This is a genomic window from Amycolatopsis sp. lyj-109 (genome assembly GCF_046548995.1).
Taxonomy (GTDB): Bacteria; Actinomycetota; Actinomycetes; order Mycobacteriales; family Pseudonocardiaceae; genus Amycolatopsis.
In genome coordinates this window covers 17,961-35,785 of sequence record NZ_JAJPWR010000026.1, presented here as the reverse complement: position 1 = coordinate 35,785, position 17,825 = coordinate 17,961, and the positions used below count along the sequence as shown (strand labels likewise).

Annotated in this window: 13 protein-coding genes; 7 read left to right on the top strand and 6 right to left on the bottom strand. The window is 71.9% G+C overall.

Annotated features, from left to right (window positions below; genetic code table 11):
* Positions 1–114 precede the first annotated feature (114 nt).
* The gene (locus tag ACLJQF_RS39530; protein ID WP_410615413.1) at positions 115–2,160 is read left to right on the top strand and encodes a glycoside hydrolase family 2 protein; all 2,046 of its coding nucleotides are present in this window, start codon (positions 115–117) and stop codon (positions 2,158–2,160) included.
* 65 nt (positions 2,161–2,225) lie between these two features.
* Here ACLJQF_RS39530 and ACLJQF_RS39525 read toward each other — a convergent pair whose 3' ends face one another.
* On the bottom strand, positions 2,226–3,671 hold the full coding sequence (locus ACLJQF_RS39525; RefSeq protein WP_410615412.1) for a DUF1996 domain-containing protein: 1,446 nt from the start codon (positions 3,669–3,671) through the stop codon (positions 2,226–2,228).
* 237 nt (positions 3,672–3,908) lie between these two features.
* Between ACLJQF_RS39525 and ACLJQF_RS39520 the strand changes: the two genes are divergently transcribed.
* Positions 3,909–4,742: a substrate-binding domain-containing protein gene (locus ACLJQF_RS39520; protein ID WP_410615411.1), complete on the top strand. Its 834-nt coding sequence runs from the start codon at positions 3,909–3,911 to the stop codon at positions 4,740–4,742.
* An 87-nt stretch (positions 4,743–4,829) separates the two neighbouring features.
* Entirely contained in the window at positions 4,830–6,263 is a 1,434-nt protein-coding gene (locus tag ACLJQF_RS39515) for a pentapeptide repeat-containing protein (protein ID WP_410615410.1), read from the top strand.
* 36 nt (positions 6,264–6,299) lie between these two features.
* Here the strand turns inward: ACLJQF_RS39515 and ACLJQF_RS39510 are convergent, their stop codons facing one another.
* From ACLJQF_RS39510 to ACLJQF_RS39495, 4 genes are all read right to left on the bottom strand, one after another.
* Complete coding sequence (locus ACLJQF_RS39510; protein ID WP_410615409.1) at positions 6,300–7,523, bottom strand: cytochrome P450; 1,224 nt, start codon at positions 7,521–7,523, stop codon at positions 6,300–6,302.
* A gap of 80 nt (positions 7,524–7,603) precedes the next feature.
* The gene (locus ACLJQF_RS39505) at positions 7,604–8,734 is read right to left on the bottom strand and encodes an MFS transporter (protein ID WP_410615408.1); all 1,131 of its coding nucleotides are present in this window, start codon (positions 8,732–8,734) and stop codon (positions 7,604–7,606) included.
* A gap of 124 nt (positions 8,735–8,858) precedes the next feature.
* Complete coding sequence (glpK, locus tag ACLJQF_RS39500; protein WP_410615407.1) at positions 8,859–10,808, bottom strand: glycerol kinase GlpK; 1,950 nt, start codon at positions 10,806–10,808, stop codon at positions 8,859–8,861.
* A 10-nt stretch (positions 10,809–10,818) separates the two neighbouring features.
* Positions 10,819–11,586, bottom strand: a complete 768-nt coding sequence (locus tag ACLJQF_RS39495; protein ID WP_410615406.1) for an IclR family transcriptional regulator — start codon at positions 11,584–11,586, stop codon at positions 10,819–10,821.
* 154 nt (positions 11,587–11,740) lie between these two features.
* Here ACLJQF_RS39495 and ACLJQF_RS39490 point away from each other — a divergent pair, with 154 nt between their 5' ends.
* From ACLJQF_RS39490 to ACLJQF_RS39475, 4 genes are read left to right on the top strand one after another with little or no spacing between them, the layout of a single operon-like run.
* Positions 11,741–12,562 carry an MIP/aquaporin family protein gene (locus tag ACLJQF_RS39490; RefSeq protein ID WP_410615405.1) on the top strand — a complete coding sequence of 274 codons (822 nt, stop codon included), beginning with the start codon at positions 11,741–11,743 and terminating at the stop codon, positions 12,560–12,562.
* 14 nt (positions 12,563–12,576) lie between these two features.
* On the top strand, positions 12,577–14,091 hold the full coding sequence (glpK, locus tag ACLJQF_RS39485; protein WP_410615404.1) for a glycerol kinase GlpK: 1,515 nt from the start codon (positions 12,577–12,579) through the stop codon (positions 14,089–14,091).
* 17 nt (positions 14,092–14,108) lie between these two features.
* A complete protein-coding gene (locus tag ACLJQF_RS39480) occupies positions 14,109–15,797 on the top strand; it encodes a glycerol-3-phosphate dehydrogenase/oxidase (protein ID WP_410615403.1) in 1,689 nt (562 codons plus the stop codon).
* A 59-nt stretch (positions 15,798–15,856) separates the two neighbouring features.
* A complete protein-coding gene (locus tag ACLJQF_RS39475) occupies positions 15,857–16,960 on the top strand; it encodes a hypothetical protein (protein ID WP_410615402.1) in 1,104 nt (367 codons plus the stop codon).
* On the opposite strand, the gene ACLJQF_RS39470 is transcribed toward ACLJQF_RS39475, so the two are convergent.
* Positions 16,944–17,819 (bottom strand): aminoglycoside phosphotransferase family protein, encoded by an 876-nt coding sequence (locus ACLJQF_RS39470; protein ID WP_410615401.1) that lies wholly within the window; start codon positions 17,817–17,819, stop codon positions 16,944–16,946. The two genes, ACLJQF_RS39475 and ACLJQF_RS39470, sit on opposite strands and share 17 nt — an antisense overlap.
* Positions 17,820–17,825 lie beyond the last annotated feature (6 nt).

Here is a 17,825-nt window from a genome sequence, read left to right as displayed (position 1 = left end):
CTTTCCCGTTCGCGGGGGAGGCCCCTTACCCATTCGACGAATTGTCTCTTTCGAAGTTCTCGAATTACGCGGAGTTTCTTGACCGCCCGGTGACGGCATGGTCATAGTCCGTGCATGCGCCGCGTCGTCATCGCCCTGATCACCCTGCTGCTGTGTGGTTTCTGCGTCCCGGCCGCGGTGGCGGCACCGGGGCACGCCCGCACCGAAACCGTGCTGGCCACCGGCTGGAAATTCCACCTCGGCGACGTCGCGGGGGCCGCGGCCCCCGATTTCGACGACTTCGCCTGGACGCCCGTCACCCTGCCCCACACCTGGAACGCGGCCGACGGCGCCGATGGTGGCGGCAACTACCGGCGCGACGTCGGGTGGTACCGGACCCGGCTGACCGTCCCGGCGGGGAACCGGCGGGTGTTCCTGCAGTTCGACGGCGCGAACCTGGTCACCGACGTCTACGTCGGCGGCCGCCGCGCGGGGCGGCACGAAGGTGGCTACTCGGGCTTCCGGTTCGACATCACCGGCCTCGCGCCCGCCGGGCGGCCGGTGTCGGTCGCGGTGGCGGTCGACAACCGGAAGACCGCGGACGTGGCCCCGCTCGACGGCGACTTCACCCTGTTCGGCGGCCTCTACCGCGACGTCCGGCTGGTCGTCACCGATCCCATGCACGTGGACGCGCTCGACTACGGCGGGCCCGGGGTCTTCGTGCGGCAGAAGGCGCTCACCGCGGCGGCGGCCGACCTCGACGTCACCACCCGCGTCACCAACGACACCGCGGTGACGCGGCGGATTCCGGTCCGGACGGTGGTCCGGGACGCTTCGCGCCGGGTCGTGGCGGTCTCGGCCGGCGCGGTCACCGTGGGGGCGGGCAGCACGGTCCCGGTGGTTTCCCCGGTGCGGGTGCTCCGGCCGCACCGGTGGAACGGGGTGCGCGATCCCTACCTGTACTCGGTCACCGCCGAAGTGGGCGGCGACGAGGTGACTGTACCGCTGGGACTGCGCACCTTCGCCGTCGATCCGGAGCGTGGCTTCTTCCTCAACGGCGTCCCGTACCCGCTGCACGGGGTGAACACCCAGCTCCCCAGCCGCCCGGACCGGGGTGCGGCGGTCTCCGACGCCGATATCGACACCGACTACCGGCTGATCGCGGAGCTGGGCGCGAACGCCGTCCGGATGGCCCACTACCAGCATTCGCCGCACGAATACGAGCTCGCCGACCGGCTGGGCCTGGTGGTCTGGACGGAGGTGCCGCTGGTCGGCTTCGTCACCGATTCCCCGGCGTTCACGGCGAACGCTTCGGCGCAGGCGCACGAGCTGGTCCGGCAGAACTTCAACCACCCGTCGGTGGCGCTGTGGGGCCTGGGCAACGAGCAGTACGTCTCCAGCCCGGCCGCCAACGCCGTGCTCGCCGCCGTTCAGGCCGTCTTCCGCGCGGACGATCCGGACCGGCTCACGACGTACGCGCACTGCTGCCTGTCCGACACCGACGCCCTCGCCGGGCACGCGGACCTCACCGGCTACAACCGCTACTACGGCTGGTACCTGCCCGGTGCGGCGAACCTGGGGAAGTGGGCGGACGACCTGCACCGGGCCGATCCCGGCCGCCGGATCTCCGTCTCGGAGTACGGTGCCGGCGCGAGCGTCCGGCAGCACGAGCAGCACCCCGTCCCGCCGGTGCCCGGCGGGCACTGGCACCCCGAGGAGTACCAGGCGGAGGTCGCCGAGGCGTCGTGGCGGGCGATCGAGGCCCGGCCGTACCTCTGGGGCAGCTTCGTGTGGGTGATGTTCGACTTCGCCTCGGACGGCCGCAACGAGGGCGACCGCCCGGGCATCAACGACAAGGGCCTGGTCACCGACGACCGGGTGACCAAGAAGGACGCCTTCTACTGGTACCAGGCGAACTGGTCGTCGCGGCCGGTCCTGCACATCACCTCGGCCCGCGACACCGTCCGGACCACCGCCACGACCGACGTCAAGGTCTACGCCGGCACCGGGCCGGTGAGCCTGTCGGTCAACGGCGTCCCGCTCGGCACCCGCGTCCCGGCCGACCACATCGCCGTCTGGTCCGGCGTGACCCTGCAGCCCGGCCCCAACGTCGTGCAGGCAACGTCCCGCCAGGACGGCCGGACGGACACGGTCACCTGGACCCTGGCACCGACTTCCTGACGCCGACTTCGTGAAGGCCACCTTGAGGAACTTCAAGTTCCTCAAGGTGGCCTTCACGAAGTTTCCTACTGGTTGCAGCGCTTGCCGGTGTTGATGCAGTTGACGACCTGGTTCATCAGGCGCTGGCCCATGACGTTGGCGAAGTCGTCGTGGTCCGAGCGCGGGTTGTGCGCCTCCTGCTCGAAGGCGTCCACTTTGTACTGGCCCTTGACCTGGATGTCGTGCGGGATGTTGTAGACCAGCTTGATCACCAGCTGCGGCACGTTCTGGAAGCCCTTCGGGCACTTGCCCTGCTGGTCGGCGAACACGATGTGCGTGCGGTGGTTGGCACTGTCGATGTTCTTGCCGTCCCAGCAGTTCGGGAAGGCGTGGATGCGCTCCACCTTGCTGTTCTGCGGGCAGATCGGGTAGTGGTCGGTGAGCCGGTCCTCGAAGCCGGTGCAGGTCCAGCTCGGCCGGGCGTTGGCCGGGCCGTTGGTGCTCTGCTTGGCGTCGCCGTAGAGGATGCGGAGGAACTGCGGCATCGCGACGACCTTGCTCGCGCCGCCGCTGGTGAACGTGATCGTCGCCGACTGGACGCGCTGGATCTCGCCGTCGTTGTCGCCGACCTCGTTCTTGTCGTTGACGCCGGGCAGTTCCGCCGGCTGGCCGCCCGAGTTCTGGCCGCCGTTGTCGATGCCGCCCTTGCCGTTCTGCTTGAGCGCGCACTGCGCGAGCCCGCCGAGGTTGGTCGGCTTCGCGGCGCGGCGGCCGATGGCGATGGCGATCCGGTCGATGGTCGAGGCGCGCTTGTCCTTGAGCGGGCCGACGACGGCGTTCTGGATGTCCTGCGGCGTCTTGAGGTCGCCGTTCGCGATCCGCTTGTTGGCTTCGTCGATCTGCTTGTCGAGCAGGTCGAGGTTGCGGTTGACCTCGTCCATCGCCTGGTCCGGGACGTCGGGGAGCTTGCTCGCGACGTCGGGGCACTCGACCTGGGCGCTCGCCTTGTCCTTGGCGCTGCCGGCCCGGTCGGGCTGGGTGGCGGGCGGGTTCTTTTCGGCGTCGCCGGTGTCGATGCGCACGACGGGCCAGAAGTAGGCGGACTTGTCGCCGTTCTTACAGGTGGTGCCGGCCTTGACGAGGCTCTTGTTGTTCGAGTCGGAGTTGGTGGAGAGGTTGCCGACGTAGTCGTGCAGGTGCTGGGCACCGTTCTTGATCCCCGGCTGGGCGATGAAGTTGTCCGGGTTGAAGTGCTGGTTCTCGTTGCGGCCGCAGTCCACGGTGAACGTGCCGCGGGCACCCTTCTGCTGCAGCGCCTTGTTCACGTTGTTGCCTGAAGGGACCTTCGCGATGTCGAGGAAGAACGACGCGTCGGCCGGGTCGGCGCTGGCTTCACCGGTGTGGCCGGTGGTGGTCGCGACGACGATGCCGCCGACGGCCACTGCGAGCGCCAGGCCACCGGTCGCGATCTTCGTGCGGCGGCTGATCCGATGTCTGCCCGTGGCGGGGGTGCGGGTGGTATTCCGGGCCATGTTCACCTCGTTCGATTTTCCGGGCACGCCGAAGAGAGCCTGCGTGCCCGGGCTGGAGACGCGCGAAACCCGGGGGTGGCACCCGGGCGCGGTATCGGGGGAACCCGCCCGGTGTCACTGGTTCCGGCATTGGGGGGAACGGCTGCCGGCCGGGGCCGGTTCAGCCCGTTACCTTTTCGTTATTTATGGAAGGCGAACAAAGTTCACGTCTCTCGGAGTGATCGCTAACATCGACGCATGCCCGTGGACGACGCAGGTCCCGATGGCCCGCTCCGTGCGCGGCCCCTCCAGCGGCGGGGCACGCTCGGGGTGATCGCGACCGGATCGTCGGCGTCCGGGCCGGTGTTGCACGGCCTTCGCGAGGCCGCCCACAAGCAGGAATACGTGCTGAGCGTCTTCAGCGTGTCGAACACCAGCGGCGCGGCGGTGCTGGCCGCGGTGGCCGGCCTGCAGCTGCAGGGGGTTGCCGGCATCGTGGTGCTCGACGGGCACCTCCTGGCCGAGCTGGCCCCGGTCGCCGGCATCCCGCTGGTCCCCGCGGCGTCGACCGACCAGTACGCGGGCGCGCGCCAGGCGACGGAGCACCTCCTGCAACTCGGCCACCCGACGGTCTGGCACCTCGGCGGCCCGGAGGAAGGCCCGGTGGCCCGCGCCCGCGAGCGCGGCTGGCGCGAGACGCTCGAGCGGCACGGAGCGGAGGTCCCCCCGGTGGTCCGCGGCGACTGGTCCGCCCGATCCGGCTTCCGCGCGGGCCAGTCCCTGGCGGTCGAATCCGGCGTGGGCGCGGTGTTTTCGGCGAACGACCACATGGCACTGGGCCTCGTGGCGGCGTTCGCGGAGGCGGGCATGCGCGTCCCCCGGGACGCCCACGTGGTCGGCTTCGACGACGTCCCCGAGGCGGCGTACTTCGCACCCCCGTTGACCACGGTCCGCCAGGACTACCTGGCGGCGGGCCACCGCACACTGGCCACGATGACGGCGCGCATCGACGGCGTGGCGGTCCCGGCGTGGGGCACGGTCGAGGCCGAGCTGGTGGTGCGGGAGAGCAGCCGCTGCCTCAAGGGCGTCTGAGGCACGTCCGGCAAGGCGCCGCGGTGGACACGCCGTCGTTCGGCGCGAAGATCGCCGGGACCCCGAGACGCACGTCATGATGGCGCGGTGACCGATACCGCCTCGGGTCTTCCGCCCGTTCCGCGCCCCGTCGACCAGCCGAAACAGATCGTGACCCCGCTGTCGGGCCGGGCGGTGCTGGCCATGGCCTTGGGAACCGCGCTCGTCGTGGCCGCGACGGTGACCGCCTTGTGGATCGGCCTCACCACCGACGGCGCCGACCCGAGCCGGGTGAACGCGCGGCTGGAAGTGCTCCGGATCGGGTTGAGTCTCGGCCTGGGCGGCGGCGGGCTGTTCGCCCTGTACCTGGCCTGGCGACGGCAGCGGTCCACGGACCTCGCCCTGCTCCAGAAGGAGCGCGACCAGGCCGACGTCGCCCGTGCGCACGCCCTCCAAGAACGCGTTGCGGCGGAGAACCGGGCGCACCAGGAGCGGGTCGCCCTCGCCACCGAAACCGACGCGACGGCCCGCCGGATCACCGAGCTGTTCACCAAGGCCGTCGAGCACCTCGGGGCCGCCGAGGCCCCGGTTCGCCTGGGTGGGCTGTACGCGCTGGAACGACTGGCCCAGGACAACTCCGGGCAGCGCCAGACCATCGTGAACGTGGTGTGCGCCTACCTGCGGATGCCGGTCGACCCGCCGCCGGAGCCGGACCACGACCCGGACGCACGACGGCAGCGGCAGCGGGAACGCGAAGTCCGTCTCACCGCGCAACGCATCCTGGCCGGCCACCTGCGCCCGGGGCCCGAACCCGGGGAGCCGGTGGCGACGTTCTGGCCCGGCCTGGACCTCGACCTGACCGGCGCGGTCCTGTGCGAAGCCGACTTCAGCGGCTGCCACCTGCACGCTCTCCGGCTGAACGACGTCACCTTCCTCGGTACTGCCGGCTTCACCGGGACGACCTTCGCCGGGGACGTGGCCTTCGAACACGCCACCTTCACCGACGACGCGCAGTTCGGCCACGCCACTTTCGCCGGCCGTGCGCACTTCCGCGGCATGACCTTCGCCGGGAGTGCCGACTTCGCCGAGACGAAGTTCCTGCGAGGCGCCCGGTTCGAAGGCACTTCCTTCACCGCCGACGCCGGTTTCGCCGGGGCGAAGTTCGCCCGCCGCGCCTGGTTCGCCAAAACCGTCTTCGCCCGCGGCGCCGAGTTCGGTTCGGCTCGCTTCGCCGGCGACTCCGAATTCCGCGGTGCGGCTTTCGAAGGCAACGCGAGGTTCGTCGGCACGACCTTCGGCGGCAACGCCAACTTCCCCGGCGCCGCGTTCCGGCGCGACGTCAGCTTCCGGGAAGCCGTCTTCGCCCGCGACGCGACCTTCCTCGGCGTGGCGTTCGACGGCGCCATCGGTCTGCGCGACGCGAAGTTCCGCAAGAACGCCGAATTCCGCGGCGCCCGCTTCGCGCACGCGCCTCGCGTCACCGCCGACCAGTTCCCGGGTGGCGTGCCGCCGGAACTGTCCGGGCCGATCACGCTCGGGTGATCCCGGGCAGGCCGTGGCGCGTTGCCGGCTCGCGGCTCACCGGATCAGCGGCAGGGCCGCCATCCCGCGCAGCGCCGGGTTGGGCCGGCGCTCCACCTCCCCGCCGATCCGCAGTGCCGGAAACCGCTTCCCCAGCTGTTCCAGCAGCACGGTCATCTCGAGCCGCGCCAAGGCCGCGCCGAGGCACAGGTGCAGGCCGTGCCCGAAGAACAGCCCGCGGCCGCCGTCGCGGGTGATGTCGAAGCGGTCCGGGTCCGCGAAGCGCGCGGGGTCCCGGTTCGCCGCTCCGGCCAGGATCACCACGACGTCGTCCGCCGCGATCTCCCGCCCGTCGAGCACCGCCGGACCGGCGGCCGCGCGCTGGCTCATCTGGGCGGCCCCGTCCCACCGCAACATCTCCTCGGCCGCGCCCGCCGCCAGCCCCGGATCGCCGGCGAGCAGGGCGAACTGGTCCGGGTGGGTCAGCAGCGCGTGGACACCGTTGCCCAGCGCACCCGCGGTCGTCTCGTAGCCGCCGCCGAACAACACCAGCAGTGCGTTGAGCACCTCGTCCTCGGACATCAGCTCCGCGCCTGCGGCGGGCCTGGCCAGCAGCGCGGAGGTCAGGTCGGCACCGGGTTCCGCGCGCCGCAGCGCGATCAGCTCCGTGAAGTAGGCCCGGTATTCGAGGGCGGCCGCGTCGACCTGGGCGCGCAGGTCGGGCGACATCGCGGGGTTGACCTGCTTGCCGATCAGGTCGGTGACGCGGCGAAGCCGGTCGTGGTCGGCTTCGGGTACGCCGACCAGGTCGCCGATCACGGCCATCCCGAGCGGGTACAGGACCGTGCCGACGAACTCCGCCGCGGTCCCGTCCGCCGTGGCGTCGGCGAAGCGGTCCAGCACCCGGTCGGTGGCCCGGCGGACGGCGGGCTCCAGCGCCTGGACGCGCCGGACGGTGAAGTCGCGGACGAGCAGGCGGCGTTCACGCGTGTGGTCCGGCGGGTTCTTCCACGGCAGCAGGTCGGCGAACAACGCCATCGCGGCGTTGTCGCGCCAGCCCGGCATGTGCCGGTCACGCCATGGGGCGTCCAGCACCCGGAAGGTCTCGCCGTCGGCGAGCACCTGCTGGCAGTCCGCGAACCGGCTGAGGACCCAGCCGCCGAAGACTTCGCTGCGGAAGATCGGGGTCTCTTCGCGGAGCTTGGCGTAGACGGGGTACGGGTCGGCGAGCCCGGCCGGGGTGGACAGGGACAGCAAGGCTTGGTCGGCGGCTGCGGACACGAGTGCTCCCTCCGGTGGTGAAACGGTGCTCGCAGTCTTCTCCCCGGCGCCCGCGCCGCGGCAGGGGTCCGGACCCGGCGTCACCCCGATGGCAGAGTGGCGGCCAACGCGAACAGCGCGAGCGCGGCCGCCGGGGCGAAGGCGAAGGCGGCGGAGGCGCCCAGCACGTCGGCGGTGTGCCCGGCGAGGAACGCCGCCAGGGCGGAACCGGCCGCACTGGTGGAGTTGTTCCAGGTGAACGCCCGGGTGCGGACCGCCGGGTCGACGGCCCGCTCGGTGAGGACGTTCAGCAGGACCAGCGTGGGCGGGATCGCCGCCTCGGTGACGACCACCGCGGCGCCGAGCCAGAGCGCGGACGGCGCCAGGGGAAGCAGCAGTGCCGTGGCCGTCAGGTACGCGGCGGCGGCGATGAGCTGGAGACGCGCCGGGGCATGACAGCGCCGCAGTCCGTAGCACCAGCCGGAAACCAGCCCGGCGATGCTCCCGGCGGCGACGATCGGCGCGGCCGCACCGGGCACGCCGTGTTCCGTGGCGAACGCGCTCACCGAGACACCCATGGTGCCGAAGTACAGCCCGACGGCCGAGTTCAGCAGCGCGAAGCGCACGAAGCCCGGCCGTAACGGGGCGGGGCGTGCGGGCGGCGGCGCGGTCCGGTGCTGGACAGCCAGGGCTGCGCCGCCACCGACGATCAGGGCCGCGGCGAGGGCACTGGCCAGGGGTGCGTACCCGGCCGCTCCGAGCGCGGTGACCACTACCGGCCCGAGGAGGAACGCGGTGGCGTTGGCCACCGACTCCAGCGAAAAGGCGGTGGTCAGGTCCGCGGCTCGCAAGAGGTGCGCCCAGCGGGCCGCGGAAAGCGCGCCGAGCTGAGGGACGGCCGCCCCGGCGCAGGCCGCGAAAGCGATCGCCGCCGGGGCCGGGGCGGTGAGGACGCCGGCGATGGCGATGCCGTGGGCGGCCACCGAGAACGGCAGGACGCGGGTCTGGCCGAACCGGTCGACCAGGCGGGCGAGCCGCGGGCCGGACGCGGCTTCGGCGAGAGCGAACCCCGCCGTGGCGACACCGGCCGTGCCGTAGGAGCCGGTGCGGGCGTGGAGCAGCCAGAGCAGGCCGAGGCCGGTCATGGCGATGCCCGCACGTCCCGCGGCGGCGGTGAAGAAGAAGGCGGCGGCGCCGGGAACGCGCAGCACCGAACGGTATCCGGATGACATGGGGGAGTCCTCGTCGCCGCCGGAGAGGGCGGAGGGACACGGCCCGGCCAAGGCGGGTCCGGACGACTGGCGACACCCTGACAGACGGAACGCCGGTCGGGCAAGGGGTTTTACGCCGACCGGTTCAGAGCGTCAGGCGGTCGCCGAGGCCGCGGATGTGGCCCACCCCGCCGCAGTCGAGGTCCAGCTGGCGGCGGCGTTCCGCGACGAACGCCCGGCCCAGACCCGTCCGGTCCGAAGTGGACATACTCCGGCGCAGCTCGTTCAGCAGCCCGCGTTCCTCGCCGCGCACATGAGCGTCGACGACGTTTTCCAGCCGCAGCAACGCCTTCTCGAAGTCGTCGCCCTCCAGGACCGCCAGCAGGTCCTCGGCGAAGGGAGAACCCGGCGCGTCCGGGCGGACGATGCGCTCGGTCGCCGTCGCGTGGGCGACCAGCAGGGCCGCCAGTTCCGCCACGAGCGCGGGCCGGTCGGCTTCGCTGTTGCGCAGGTCGCGCAGCAGCTGCTCGAACCGGCGGTGGTCGGCCAGCAGCACCTCGACCAGGTCCGAACCGGGCGCCGCGGCGGCCGGGGCCGGGCGCATCCAGCCGAACGTCAGCTCCACCGCCTGGCGCCAGTGCGCGTACTCGGAGTCGCGGCGGGCCGGGTCCATCGCCGGCAGCCACTGGCCCGCCCGGTGCCAGTTGCGCCGCAGGCCCTCCAGGTCCGGCCAGTACCCGACGGACAGCCCGGCCGCGTAGGCCGCGCCGAGCGACACCGTCTCGGCCACCATCGGGCGTACCACCGGCACGTCGAGGACGTCGGCGACGAACTGCATCAGCAGGTTGTCCGCGGTCATCCCGCCGTCGACCTTCAACGTCGAGAGCGCCAGCCCGGAGTCGGCGTTCATCGCGTCGACGACCTCGCGGGTCTGCCAGCCGGTCGCCTCCAGCACCGCCCGCGCCAGGTGGCCCTTCGTGATGTACGACGTCAGCCCGGCGATCACGCCGCGCGCCTCGCTGTGCCAGTGCGGCGCGAACAGGCCCGAGAACGCGGGCACGATGTAGCAGCCGCCGTTGTCCTCGACCGTCCGGGCAAGGGTCTCGATCTCGGGTGCGCTGCCGATCAGCTCCAGGCCGTCCCGGAACCACTGCACCAGCGACCCGGTGACGGCGATCGATCCTTCGAGCGCGTACACCGCGGGCTCGTCGCCGATCTTGAACCCGACCGTGGTGAGCATGCCGTGGGTGGACAGCACCGGCGTCGGGCCGGTGTTGAGCAGCAGGAAGCTGCCGGTGCCGTAGGTGCACTTCGCCTCGCCGGGCGCGAAGCAGGTCTGGCCGAACAGCGCGGCCTGCTGGTCGCCGAGCGCGGCCGCGATCCGGATGCCGGGGACCACCCGCGAGGTGGTGCCGTAGACCTCCGTCGACGAGCGGACTTCCGGCAGCATCGCGCGCGGGACGTCGAAGAACTCCAGCAGCTCGTCGTCCCAGTTCAGCGTGCGCAGGTTCATCAGCATGGTGCGGGAGGCGTTGGTGACGTCGGTGACGTGCACGCCGCCCTCGGCGCCGCCGGTGAGGTTCCAGATCAGCCAGCTCTCGATGGTGCCGAAGAGGACGTCCCCGCGTTCGGCGCGCTCGCGCAGCCCGGGCGTGCGTTCGAGCAGCCAGCGGATGCGCGGCGCGGAGAAGTACGTGGCCAGCGGCAGCCCGCACAGCTGCCGGACGCGGTCGGCGCCGGGTTCGCGGGCGAGCTGCTCGAGCATGGCGTCGGTCCGGGTGTCCTGCCAGACGATGGCCCGCCCCACCGGGTTGCCGGTGCGCCGGTCCCAGAGGACGGTGGTCTCGCGCTGGTTGGCGATCCCGAGCCCGACGACCTGGTCGGCGGTCGCGCCGGCGTCGGCCAGCGCCTGCGGCACGATCCGGGAGACGTTCCGCCAGATCTCGGTCGCGTCGTGTTCGACCCAGCCGGGCCGCGGGAAGTGCTGCTGGTGCTCCCGCTGCACGACGGAGACGAGCCGGCCGCGGGCGTCGAACAGGATGCACCGGGTGGAGGTGGTGCCCTGGTCGATGGACATCACGTACCGCTGGACCATGCCCCTCCCTTCACCATCGCGACGCACCCAGGTCGCGCGAGACCGCCCGCGCCGCGTCCCGGACGTGGCCCAGCAGGCGGGCGCTCGGGCTGCCGTCCGGCTCGCAGATCCGCTCCACCGCGCCGGACACCCCGAGCGCACCGACCACGATGCCGCCGTGGCCGCGGATCGGTGCCGCGATCCCGGCCTCGCCGGAGATCATTTCGCCGTTCTCCGCCGCCCAGCCCGCCTCGCGGACCTTCGCGCACGCGCGCTTGATCGCGGTCTGGGTGACCAGCGTCCGGCGGGTGTAGGCCTCCGGCTCGCCGGTGCGCAACGATGCCACGAGCGTCGTGTCGTAGGCCAGCAGGACCTTGCCCAGCGCCGTCGCGTGCAGGGGCAGCAGCGTGCCGACGTCGAGGGTCTGCAGGCTGTCGTCCGGGCGGAACACGTGGTGCACGACCAGCACCCGGCCCTCCAGGGGCGCGCCGATCCGGACCGCCTCGCCGCTGCGGGAGGCCAGTGCGTCGGCCCAGTTGATCGCCCGCGAGCGCAGTTCGTTGACGTCGAGGTAGCTCGTGCCCAGGTGCAGCAGCGCCGCGCCGAGCTGGTACTTGCCCGTGTCGCGGTCCTGCTCGACGAACCCGACGCCCTGCAGCGTGCGCAGGATCCCGTGCGCGGTGCCCTTCGCCAGTTCGAGGGCGTCGGCGATCTCGCCGACGCCCAGGCGCCCCGAGCCGCGCGCCAGCAACCGCAGGATCGCGGCGGCGCGCTCGATGGACTGGATCGGACCGGGCACGCCGCGACCCTAACCCGACCGGCCCTGATTCGACAATGTCGAACATCGACTCCGGCCGTTCGACAATGCCGACCGGCGTCCGTTGACCGGTCTGACACGCGAACTTAACTTTCATCCACCAGTAGGGGGACAAGGTCCTTTGTGGAGGAAAGCAATGACGCGAAGCCTCAAGGCCCGTGGACTCGCCGGCGAGATGGCCGCCGAGTTCGTGGGGACGATGATCCTCATCCTGTTCGGGTGCGGGGTGGTGGCGCAGGTCGTCGCCGCGGGCATCGGGGACCACGACAGCATCGCCTGGGCCTGGGGCCTCGGCGTCACCCTGGGTGTTTACGTCGCTTCGCGGATCAGCGGCGCCCACCTGAACCCGGCCGTGACCATCGCGCTCGCGGTGTTCAAGGGCTTCGAGTGGCGCAAGGTCGCCCCGTACGCCCTGGCCCAGACCGCCGGCGCGTTCCTCGCCGCGATGCTGGTGCGCTGGAACTACACCGAGGTCCTCAACGTCAAGGACCCCGGCCTCACCATCAAGACGCAGGGCGTGTTCTCCACGCTGCCCGGTAACGGCACCCTTCCGGTGGGTGACTGGGGCGCCTTCCGCGACCAGATCATCGGCACCGCGATCCTCGTCCTGGTCATCTTCGCGATCACCGACCTGCGCAACACCGCCCCGGCCGCGAACCTCGCCCCGGTCGTCGTCGGCTTCCTGGTCGTCGCCATCGGCATGGCCTGGGGCACCAACGCCGGCTACGCGATCAACCCCGCCCGCGACTTCGGCCCGCGCCTGGCGTCCTGGCTGACCGGCTACGACACGGCGTTCACCGACCAATACGGCTTCCCTTACTGGTGGATCCCGATCGTGGCGCCGGTCATCGGCGCGGTCATCGGCGGCGCGATCTACAAGTACCTGATCGAGCGGCACCTGCCCGCCGACGCCCCGCTGGACAGCATGCCCGCCAAGGACCTCGAGCCCGCCAACTGAGTAGGAGCACGACCATGCCGGACTTCGTCGGTGCCGTGGACCAGGGCACGACCAGCACCCGATTCATGATCTTCGACCACGGCGGCAACGAGATCGCCCGCCACCAGCTCGAGCACGAGCAGATCCTGCCCAGGCCGGGCTGGGTCGAGCACGACGCCACCGAGATCTGGGAACGCACCCGCTCGGTCATCGCGACCGCGCTCAACAAGGCCAACCTGACCGTCAACGACCTGGCCGCGCTGGGCATCACCAACCAGCGCGAGACCACCGTCGTCTGGAACCGCCGCACCGGCCGCCCGTACGGCCACGCGATCGTCTGGCAGGACACCCGCACCGACCGGATCGCCTCCGCGCTCGAGCGCGAGGGCAAGGGTGACATCATCCGCCGCAAGGCCGGCCTGCCGCCCGCCACCTACTTCTCCGGCGGCAAGCTGCAGTGGATCCTCGAGAACATCGAGGGCGTGCGTGAGGACGCCGAGAAGGGTGACGCCCTCTTCGGCACCACCGACTCGTGGCTCATCTGGAACCTCACCGGCGGCCCGGACGGCGGCGTGCACGTCACCGACCCGACCAACGCCTCCCGCACGATGCTGATGGACCTCGAGACCCTGGACTGGGACGACGAGCTGCTGTCGTTCTTCAACGTCCCGCGGCAGATGCTGCCGACGATCCGGCCGTCGTCGAACCCCGGCTTCGGCACCACCCGCGCGGACGGCCCGCTCGGCGGCGAGGTCGCCATCACCGGCGTCCTCGGCGACCAGCAGGCGGCGACCGTCGGGCAGGTCTGCTTCCGGCCCGGCGAGGCCAAGAACACCTACGGCACCGGCAACTTCCTGCTGCTCAACACCGGGCAGGAACTGGTCCGCTCCCAGCACGGCCTGCTGACGACGCTGTGCTACCAGTTCGGCGACGAGAAGCCGGTCTACGCGCTGGAAGGCTCGATCGCCGTCACCGGCTCGGCCGTCCAGTGGCTGCGCGACCAGCTGGGCATCATCAGCGGCGCGGCCCAGAGCGAGAGCCTGGCCCGCCAGGTCGAGGACAACGGCGGGGTCTACTTCGTCCCGGCCTTCTCCGGCTTGTTCGCCCCGTACTGGCGCTCCGACGCCCGCGGCGCGATCGTCGGGCTCACCCGCGCCACGACGAACGCCCACATCGCGCGGGCCACCCTGGAAGCGATCTGCTACCAGACCCGCGACGTCGTCGAGGCGATGCAGAACGACTCCGGCGTCACGCTCGACGTGTTGCGGGTGGACGGTGGCGTCACCGCCAACGAGCTGTGCATGCAGCTGCAGGCGGACATCCTCGGCGTCCCGGTGTCGAAGCCGGTCGTCGCCGAGACCACCGCGCTCGGCGCCGCGTACGCGGCCGGGCTGGCGGTCGGCTTCTGGTCCTCGACCGACGAGCTCGAGCAGAACTGGAACGAGGACAAGCGCTGGACGCCGACGTGGAGCGACGAGCAGCGCGCCGAGGGCTACGCGGGCTGGCAGAAGGCCGTCGGCCGCACGCTCGACTGGGTCGACGTGCAGTGAGCAGGAGGAGGAACACCATGACCCCGCTTTCCCCGCAGTACCGGGCGGAAAGCCTGCGGAAACTGGTCGATGAAGAGGTCGACGTGCTCGTCGTCGGCGGGGGCGTGACCGGGGCCGGCGTCGCGCTCGACGCCGCGTCCCGGGGGCTGTCGACCGCGCTGGTCGAGGCCCGCGACTTCGCCGCCGGCACGTCCAGCCGGTCGTCCAAGCTGATCCACGGCGGCCTGCGCTACCTGGAACAGCTGGACTTCAAGCTGGTGCGCGAGGCGCTCAAGGAGCGTGGCCTGCTGCTGCAGACGCTGGCCCCGCACCTGGTGCGGCCGGTGAAGTTCCTGGTCCCGCTGCAGCACCGGGTGTGGGAACGCGGCTACATCGGCGCCGGTGTCACGCTGTACGACACCCTCGGCGGCGCCCGCGCGCTGCCGCGGCACCGGCACCTGTCGAAGCGGGGCGCCTTCAAGGCGGCCCCGGCGCTCGCGGACGACGCGCTGATCGGGGCGATCCAGTACTACGACGCCCAGGTCGACGACGCCCGCCACACGATGACGATCGCGCGGACGGCCGCCGAGCAGGGCGCTTCGGTGCTCACCCGGACTCGCGTCACTTCGCTGCTGCGCGAGGGTGAGCGGGTGGTCGGCGCGAAGGTGGTCGACCGCGAGAGCGGGATCGAGTTCGAGATCCGCGCCCGCACGGTCGTGGCGGCCACCGGTGTCTGGAGCGACGACATGGCGGAGGCGGCCGGGATTCCCGCGCCGTTCACCGTCCGCGCGTCGAAGGGCATCCACCTGGTGGTGCCGCGGGAGAAGATCGACCTGGACACCGGGCTGATCCTGCGCACCGAGAAGAGCGTGCTGTTCGTCATCCCGTGGGGCCGCCACTGGATCGTCGGCACCACCGACACCGAGTGGGACCTCGACCGCGAGCACCCGGCGGCGAGCCGCGCGGACGTCGACTACGTGCTCGAGCACCTCAACGCCGTCCTGCGCACCCCCGTGACGCACGACGACATCGAGGGCGTGTACGCCGGGCTGCGCCCGCTGCTGGCGGCGAAGAAGGCCGCGACGACGAAGCTGTCGCGGGAGCACGCGGTGGCGCACCCGGTGCCGGGCCTGGTCATCGTGGCCGGCGGCAAGTACACGACGTACCGGGTGATGGCCGCGGACGCGGTCGACGTCGCGGTCGAGGAGCTCGGCCGCCCGGCCCCGCCGTCGTGGACCGACCGGCTCCCGATCGTGGGCGCCGAGGGCTACCACGAGCTGTGGGAGGACCGGTATTCCGTGGCTTCGCGGACCGGCCTGTCGCTGACCCGCGTCGAGCACCTGCTGCAGCGGTACGGCACGCGGATCTGGAACCTCGTTTCGCTGATGGAGGAGGATCCTTCGCTGGCTTCGCCGATCACGGAGACCTCGGAGTACCTCCGCGTGGAGGCGGTCTACGCGGTCTCTCACGAGGGTGCGCTGCACCTGGAGGACGTCCTCACGCGGCGGACGCGCATCTCGATCGAGGAACGCGACCGCGGTGTCGCGGCGGCGCCCGTCGTGGCCGGTCTGATGGCTCCGCTGCTGGGCTGGGATGCGCACCGGACCGACCGCGAGGTGGCGAACTACCTGGCCCGGGTGGAGGCGGAGCGCTCGGCCCAGGAAGCCCCGGACGACGCGGCGGCGAACGCCACCCGCCTCGTGGCCCCGGCGCTGCTGCCGAGCTAAACCGGTCACCGCCGCCGCGCGTGGACACCCCGGAACCGACCTGAAGGGGAGGAACAGGGATGTTCAGAGGTGTTCTCGCGACGGCGGCGGTGGCGATGGTGCTCACCGCGGTACCGGCGAGTGCGGACGAGCCGGGCGGCCCGATCGACCTGGGCACGCTGCCCGGGGGCCTGACCAGCTGGGGAGATCGGGTGTCGAATGCCGGATCGGTGTTCGGGACGGCGTGGGACAAGGAATCCGTCAAGCGCGGAGCCCGGTGGGACGCGGCCGGCCGGATCACCGAGCTGCTGCCGCAGCCGGGCTACCAGGTGGTCAAGCCCGTTGCCATCACAGAAGACGGGGTGGCGATCGGGGACTCGACGAATACCAACGGATGGCTCGGACGGGCCACCCTTTGGGACGCGTCCGGGACACCCGTGGACCTGCCGCCGGTGTCCAGCTTCCCGGGCAACTCGATGTCGAGTGTGACCGCGGTCAACGCCCACGGCATCGCCGTCGGGTACTCCTACGGCGGTCCGGGCCCGGAGACGGCCACCAAGTGGGACACGGCCCGGGGCACGGTCACGGCCGTCGGTTACGGCCGCGGCTTCGCGATCAACGACGCGGGCGCGGTGATCGGCTCGTACCAGGGGGTGTCGAAGTACTGGGACCCGGCGGGCAACCTCGTCGAGCTGGAAGGCGGCGGCACCGCCGCCGACCTCGACAACGCGGGTACGGTTGTCGGCTCGAGCGGCTCCCACGCCGCGAAGTGGGATGCGTCAGGGCACCTCACGGTGCTCGACACCACGGGGAAGTTCAGCTCTGCGAAGAAGATCGGCGCGGACGGGACGATCTACGGGGAAGTGGACGCGGGGAACGGCGAGGCCCGCCCGGCCCGCTGGGACCCGCTCGGGCAGCTCACCGTGTTCCCGGTCCCGGACGGCGGGTGGAGCCGGTTGGTCACCGCGAACGACACGGGCAGCGCGCTCGTGCAAACCGGGTCCGATCGGTCCGTTGTCTGGGGTCCCGGCGGCCGCATGACCCCGCTGCCGCTGCAGGCGCCGGACGGCTACTGCAGCGCCCAGGACCTCAACGACCGTGGCGCGGTCACGGGCGCCTGCTCGGTCCCGGGCCGCAACTTGCACGCCGTGCGGTGGGACCTGCCGGTCATCGGGAACTGGTGAGCACGTCCAGTTCGGCGAGCACGTACCGGGCGTTGGCCGAGATGACCGGGTTCGTCTGCCGGTAGTACGGCAGCTGGATCACGGCCATCGCCAGCGCCCGGCCACGGCCGCGGGCCCAGGTGGCGTCGTCGGGGGCCACGGCGTCACGGAAGGTACGGCGGGTGTCCCCGGTCAGCAGGTTCCACGCGGGAATCAGGTCGGCCGCCGGGTCACCGAGGCCCGCGGTCGCCCAGTCGAGGACCCCGGTCAGCCGGCCGTCGCGCAGCAGGAGGTTGCTGGGCATCAGGTCGCCGTGCACCCAGCGCGGCGACCCGGTCCACTGTGGAGCGTCGAGGGCCTCCGCCCAGACCGTGAGGGCCGCGTCCGGGTCGAACGGCTCGTCGGTGCGGGCCAGCTCGGCGATCGCCGAGCGGGCAGCCGTGTCTACTGTGGACAGCGGCTTCCCGCGGTGCGCCGGGGGACCGGCCGCCTGGTTCGCCCGGAGCGCGAGGACGAACTCCGCGAGGCCGCGGGCCGGGCCGCCTTGGAGCGCCGGTGCGCCGTCGAGCCAGCCGTGCACCGCCCACGGCCACGGGTACTCCTCGGCCGGCTCGCCGACCGCGACGACGGCCGGGACCGCCACCGGCAGTTCGCCGAGGGCGCCGAGGACCCGGCGTTCCTTCGCGATGTCGTCGGCGCCGCCTTCGGTGAGCGGAAGCCGGACGGTCAGGTCGTCACCGAGGCGGTACACGGCGTTCACCGTGCCGCCCGAAGCCAGGGGAGTGACCGGCAGGTTCGCCCATCGGGGGAACTGCCCGCGCACCAGCCGCCGGACCAGCGTGGTGTCGATGGCGTGCTCGTCGGCATGCATCCGGCCCATGTGATC

Bases quoted from the DNA above. Each gene is read 5' to 3' on its own strand.
- ACLJQF_RS39530 (WP_410615413.1), top strand. From the start codon at position 115: ATGCGCCGCGTCGTCATCGCCCTGATCACCCTGCTGCTGTGTGGTTTC.
- ACLJQF_RS39525 (WP_410615412.1), bottom strand. From the start codon at position 3,671: ATGGCCCGGAATACCACCCGCACCCCCGCCACGGGCAGACATCGGATC.
- ACLJQF_RS39520 (WP_410615411.1), top strand. From the start codon at position 3,909: ATGCCCGTGGACGACGCAGGTCCCGATGGCCCGCTCCGTGCGCGGCCC.
- ACLJQF_RS39505 (WP_410615408.1), bottom strand. From the start codon at position 8,734: ATGTCATCCGGATACCGTTCGGTGCTGCGCGTTCCCGGCGCCGCCGCC.
- glpK (WP_410615407.1), bottom strand. From the start codon at position 10,808: ATGGTCCAGCGGTACGTGATGTCCATCGACCAGGGCACCACCTCCACC.
- ACLJQF_RS39490 (WP_410615405.1), top strand. From the start codon at position 11,741: ATGACGCGAAGCCTCAAGGCCCGTGGACTCGCCGGCGAGATGGCCGCC.
- glpK (WP_410615404.1), top strand. From the start codon at position 12,577: ATGCCGGACTTCGTCGGTGCCGTGGACCAGGGCACGACCAGCACCCGA.
- ACLJQF_RS39480 (WP_410615403.1), top strand. From the start codon at position 14,109: ATGACCCCGCTTTCCCCGCAGTACCGGGCGGAAAGCCTGCGGAAACTG.
- ACLJQF_RS39475 (WP_410615402.1), top strand. From the start codon at position 15,857: ATGTTCAGAGGTGTTCTCGCGACGGCGGCGGTGGCGATGGTGCTCACC.
- ACLJQF_RS39470 (WP_410615401.1), bottom strand. From the start codon at position 17,819: ATGGGCCGGATGCATGCCGACGAGCACGCCATCGACACCACGCTGGTC.